This is a genomic window from Methanospirillum sp. (assembly GCF_035560735.1).
In the GTDB taxonomy this organism is placed as follows: Archaea; Halobacteriota; Methanomicrobia; order Methanomicrobiales; family Methanospirillaceae; genus Methanospirillum.
On sequence record NZ_DATMYY010000208.1, the window covers coordinates 1 to 4,700 of the forward strand.

Annotated in this window: 6 protein-coding genes; 4 read left to right on the top strand and 2 right to left on the bottom strand. The window is 44.3% G+C overall.

Annotation, left to right across the window (positions count from 1 at the left end; all coding sequences use genetic code 11):
• The first annotated feature begins 146 nt into the window (after positions 1-146).
• Genes VN429_RS06080 through VN429_RS06090 form a run of 3 tightly spaced genes read left to right on the top strand, consistent with a single transcriptional unit; the run spans position 147 to position 2,644 of the window.
• On the top strand, positions 147-1,250 hold the full coding sequence (locus VN429_RS06080) for a methanogenesis marker 9 domain-containing protein (RefSeq protein ID WP_325630955.1): 1,104 nt from the start codon (positions 147-149) through the stop codon (positions 1,248-1,250).
• Positions 1,251-1,256: 6 nt separating this feature from the next.
• Positions 1,257-2,078: a triphosphoribosyl-dephospho-CoA synthase gene (locus VN429_RS06085; protein ID WP_325630957.1), complete on the top strand. Its 822-nt coding sequence runs from the start codon at positions 1,257-1,259 to the stop codon at positions 2,076-2,078.
• Entirely contained in the window at positions 2,075-2,644 is a 570-nt protein-coding gene (locus tag VN429_RS06090) for a DUF447 domain-containing protein (RefSeq protein ID WP_325630959.1), read from the top strand. Before VN429_RS06085 ends, VN429_RS06090 begins: the two co-directional genes overlap by 4 nt.
• Positions 2,645-2,694: 50 nt before the next feature.
• On the opposite strand, the gene VN429_RS06095 is transcribed toward VN429_RS06090, so the two are convergent.
• Entirely contained in the window at positions 2,695-3,294 is a 600-nt protein-coding gene (locus VN429_RS06095; RefSeq protein WP_325630961.1) for an acetate uptake transporter, read from the bottom strand.
• Between the two features lie 269 nt (positions 3,295-3,563).
• Between VN429_RS06095 and VN429_RS06100 the strand changes: the two genes are divergently transcribed.
• Positions 3,564-4,085, top strand: a complete 522-nt coding sequence (locus VN429_RS06100) for an archaellin/type IV pilin N-terminal domain-containing protein (RefSeq protein WP_325630963.1) — start codon at positions 3,564-3,566, stop codon at positions 4,083-4,085.
• 11 nt (positions 4,086-4,096) lie between these two features.
• On the opposite strand, the gene VN429_RS06105 is transcribed toward VN429_RS06100, so the two are convergent.
• Complete coding sequence (locus VN429_RS06105; protein WP_325630965.1) at positions 4,097-4,660, bottom strand: HdeD family acid-resistance protein; 564 nt, start codon at positions 4,658-4,660, stop codon at positions 4,097-4,099.
• Between the last annotated feature and the right edge of the window lie 40 nt (positions 4,661-4,700).

Consider the following 4,700-nt stretch of genomic DNA (forward strand, 5'->3'; position numbering starts at 1 on the left):
GTGTATGTGGTACTCGATGGTAAGTACATTTCTCCCCTAATGTTTCACTTCAATACTGTTCGTGTTGGCTGATGTTCTTCTTAGTGTTCAGACCAACTTTAACTGTTTAAAAGTTGATGGATAAAGGCAAAGAATCGAGGAATTGAATGGAAAATATATATGACCTCTGGATAGGCGATAGGCAGGTTTCCATTCCTGTCGCAATTGCATCCATGGCAGGGGTAATCGATGGTGCTTATATCAGGGACCGGGCAGCACACATCGGTATTGGATTCATTGGCGGGTATGCAATAGATGAAGCAACAATATCAGCTGCCAGGGAACTCTCCCATCAGGGAAGAGAAGAATTTCTTCCCAGGGATCCGATCGCAGAAATAACAGCGCAGATTGAACTAGCAGAAGCAGCCGGAGTAATACCTGGAATAAACATCCGTGCTTCAGAAGTAGATTCTCTGGTCTCTCTCTCTAAAGAGATCGGAGATAGAGCGATCTATGAAATAGACGCACATTGCAGACAGCATGCAATGATAGACGCAGGATGTGGTGAGTTTCTGCTTACTAATCCTCAAAAGTTGCTCTCATATGTGCAGGCACTTAAGATTACCGGAGTTACTGTATCTGTAAAAATCCGTGCTGGGGTAGCACCAAGTGATGCAGAGCTTGCCAGAATTCTCTGGAAGGCTGGAGCAGATATTATCCATATAGATCTGATGGATTTCGGGCCGGCAAAAATTCGTGAGATCAGAAATGTATGTCCGGTTTTTCTGATAGCAAATAACGGTGTAACTGATTTTGAAAAAGCAAAAGACTATTTTGCTCATGGTGCAGACATGGTATCTCTCGCCCGTAAATCAGACGAAAAGACCCTTTCCGGTATTAGTCAGGCACTAGGCCAGTTTACCCGTGAACACGGATGGTATAATTCTCCAAAACAACTCTGTCGTGGAGGAGATATCAGGTCTCTTGCCTTCTGTTGTATGCCAGTAAAACCCTGCCCCCTGCTTCCGGCTCTTGAGAAACTGAAGATCTCTCCCCAGGAATTTGTTGCAATGAAGATGGAAGGAGTGAAAGATACAATTCTGGAAGCTGGAACCAGTACCTGTTTTGGCAGCCTTGCATACTGCTGCAAAGATACGACTCCTTGTATGTTCCGTGATAGCACTCTTAAGCAGTCAGGAATTAAGCGTTCTATCTATATGCAACAAAAACGCGAACTCGCCAAAAAGATTATGCATAAGATCTTCTCCTGAGGTTGTATGGCCATCCCATCCCTCACCCTAACCGAGCAGGCACAGATGGCAATGATGCTTGAGGTCTGTGCAATGACAAAGCCGGGAAATGTTGACCGTGGCCATGATTATCCTGATACCTGGCTTGAACATTTTCTTTTTTCTTCTCTTTTTTGTCGGACAGCATTTGAAAGAGCAGAAATGAGAGCAGGAACGATTGGTGAACTGATTCGGGAGGCAACTTTTCTTACCGGGCGTCACCGGGGAGGTAATACCCATTTTGGTGCATTCATTCTTCTTATTCCGTTAATAATGGGCAAAGGGATTGAGGGGGCTTGCCAGTGTATCAAAGAAACTTCAATTGAAGATGCAATTCTCTTTTATGATGCCTTTGCTCACACTGCAGTCCGCGTTCAGGAATCTGATGAACTTGATATTAATGACCCATTAATTTCTGATAAACTCAAAGAACGTGGGATGACACTATATGATGTAATGGCCCATTCTGCACCGCAGGATATGGTGGCCCGGGAATGGACTGTTGGCTTTCCCCTTACCCGTAAAGCAGCTGACCTCCTGAAAGAGGATGGGCGAGGAAGAGAAGCAGTTTCATCTGTTTTTCTCTGGCTCCTTGCTGAAGAACCAGATACCTTCATTGCAAAAAAATTTGGGAACGACAGAGCATGCCAGGTTCGTGATCAGGCTATTCAGGTTCTCGCCGGCCAAATCTCTCATAGTGAATTTGATGAATACTGCATCAGGGAAAGCATAAATCCGGGTTCTCTTGCAGACATCATGATCGCAGGTCTCTTTGTGGCACTTATTGAAGGATGGGAGTGGGATCTGTGAATTCACCTCCTTTCTGGCCGATGCAGGAAGGAATAAATGAGATCATTGCATCGGTCGGATTGCATGCAGCACCTATAGGAGTTATCTGCCGTGATAACCGGATCATGATGGCAGTATACAGGACAAGCCATACAGCATCCTTGATAGAAAAATCAGGTCTGGTTGTTGCAAATATTTTGCATGATCCAGTACTTTTTGTCAGGGCTGCATTCTCTGATCTAGGTCCTGATGCATTCACAGAGTTTGAAGTAGGAGGCAGACAGGTGTACAGGATCTTATCTGCACTGAGCTGGGTTGTTTACCAGGCAAAGATCGATCAGATGACAGAACAGAAGATCTTGGTAAGTCTTGAACCGATACAAACCGAACTTGCCCAATCAGAAATTGTACCAATAAACCGGGGTCGAAATAGTATAATCGAAGCTGCCGTCCATGGAACACGATACGTCCTGAACCGGGATCCTGTTTTAAAACAGATGATTGATCATCATGTTACTCTTGTAAAGCGGTGTGGCGGTGAGCGTGAACTAGAGGCTCTCCGTATGCTGGAGAATTATATTTCGTAAATTTTTCTTGCCGAGCTTTGGGCAATTAGTTTCAGTGAAAAAAAGAGAGATTATACAGGCCAGAGCGGAAGGATTGTCCGGTCATGAACTTCATTGATTACCTGTGCAAGACCTGTATATATCGCTGAGAATCCGCAGATTATCCCTTCGTAACCTGCGATACGGGTAATTGTTTCAATTCCTGTGATATCCCCGATGGCAAGCAGAAAGAAGAGTATTGCCAGTGATCCGAAGATGAACTGAAGAGCCCTGTTTGCCCGGAGGGTTCCAACAAACATAAATGCAGTGAATATACCCCACATTGTAAGATATGCTGCCATGGCAGTACTCCCTCCTGTTCCATCTGCGAGTCCTAACTTTGGTAGAATTAATAGAACTACCAAAGATATCCAAAATAGCCCGTACGAAGTAAACGCTGTCGTTCCAAACGTGTTGTTCTTTTTCCACTCCATGATTCCGGCGATAATCTGTGCGGCTCCTCCATATGCCAGCCCCATGGCCAGAATCATAGATCCCAATGTGAAATATCCGGCATTGTGCAGGTTTAGCAGGACTGTTGTCATACCGAATCCGAGAAGTCCAAGCGGGGCAGGATTTGCAGTAATTTCTGCAATTATCACTTTATTATTTGATGGTTCTATCTGTCCCATGTTACACCTCACGCCCGGGATTAATCTGTATCACGAAAAACTTCATCCTCGGGAATCAGATTAATGATGGTCCACTCATCAAGGTATATATATTTCTGTACCATCCCGTGGCAGAATTTTCCTGTCTGTAAGAAAAGTCATCTGGCCGAGATGAAGATAAACGTCAAATTCCGAATTGTCCTGTGCCTTGTTAGAATTGTAATACTCCAGCCATCTCACATTTATTGGATAATACTATTTACCGGTATGAGTAAACATCTGCACTCAGTATGAGAAAAGATCCGGGGTTTTCTGGACTTGAAGCAGCGGTAATCCTTATTGCATTCGTGGTAGTTGCTGCTGTCTTTGCATATGTAATGATGAGCACCGGTTTTTTTGCTACCCAGCGCTTTCAGGAGGTTACATATGCAGGGGTCAAACAGAGCACTTCAACTGTGATCACTGACGGGCTCTTGAGAGGTACTTATTCCAGCACAAATGGTTTGGTCTCTTTGAGTTTCAGTTTGAGAGTACCTGAAACCGGAGAAGCAGTTGACCTTTCAGATATGATCTATTATTATGTCCGGAACAATGGTGCAGGTGGAGAAATACCAATATCCTGTGTACATCCAAGTAGCGGTCTTCTCTATCCCGGAGGAAATAATCGTGTCACCTTAGATCTAACAGCTGCATCAATGACTGGTCCCATGGCTGGCGGTTCATTCTCTCTGGAAATCAAACCACCTGTTGGAGCATCGACTCTGATTCAACGGACCCTGCCTGATGCATATGAAGGCGGGTACATTTCATAAGAAAAAAAGGATTAGGATGTCTGCATCTTTCTCAGGTTAATTGAGCCCATGATTGCAGATATTCCTCCGATAAGAGCAAAGATGCCTGCAACAAACGGAAGAGATAAGGCTGCCTGAAGTGGATAAACCAGAAGAAGGATACCAAAAATTACACTGAGCAGACCGAGCGCTGCGGATCCCCAGTCCTTGGCTGAGTATCCATGAAACAGTTGTGTTCCTCCGATAAGGATACCCCAGATAGCGATGATCATCACAAAAAACGGAAGAATAACCAGCGTGCTAAAGAGCGGGTATGCAAGAATAACTAGACCTGCGAAAAGGCTTAATATTGCAGTAATAACCTTAAGAGCCAGGTGTGAGCGATCTGTTGCCAGACTGATAAATGAGAATATCCCTCCAACAAACCACCAGGCTCCGATCAATGTAATCATGGCAATAGTAGTAATCACAGGTGTCGTAAGAAACATAATTCCAATAATTATCGCACAAATTCCCCAGAGCAGTACACTCCACCAGGGGAATGTTCCAGCACAGGCAAGAACCTGTACTTCTGATGCTTCTATCGTATCAGCCATATCTCAAGATGCGTCTGTTAATTAATAAATGATTTTCTTT

Bases quoted from the DNA above. Each gene is read 5' to 3' on its own strand.
- VN429_RS06095 (WP_325630961.1), bottom strand. From the start codon at position 3,294: ATGGGACAGATAGAACCATCAAATAATAAAGTGATAATTGCAGAAATT.
- VN429_RS06085 (WP_325630957.1), top strand. From the start codon at position 1,257: ATGGCCATCCCATCCCTCACCCTAACCGAGCAGGCACAGATGGCAATG.
- VN429_RS06105 (WP_325630965.1), bottom strand. From the start codon at position 4,660: ATGGCTGATACGATAGAAGCATCAGAAGTACAGGTTCTTGCCTGTGCT.
- VN429_RS06080 (WP_325630955.1), top strand. From the start codon at position 147: ATGGAAAATATATATGACCTCTGGATAGGCGATAGGCAGGTTTCCATT.
- VN429_RS06100 (WP_325630963.1), top strand. From the start codon at position 3,564: ATGAGAAAAGATCCGGGGTTTTCTGGACTTGAAGCAGCGGTAATCCTT.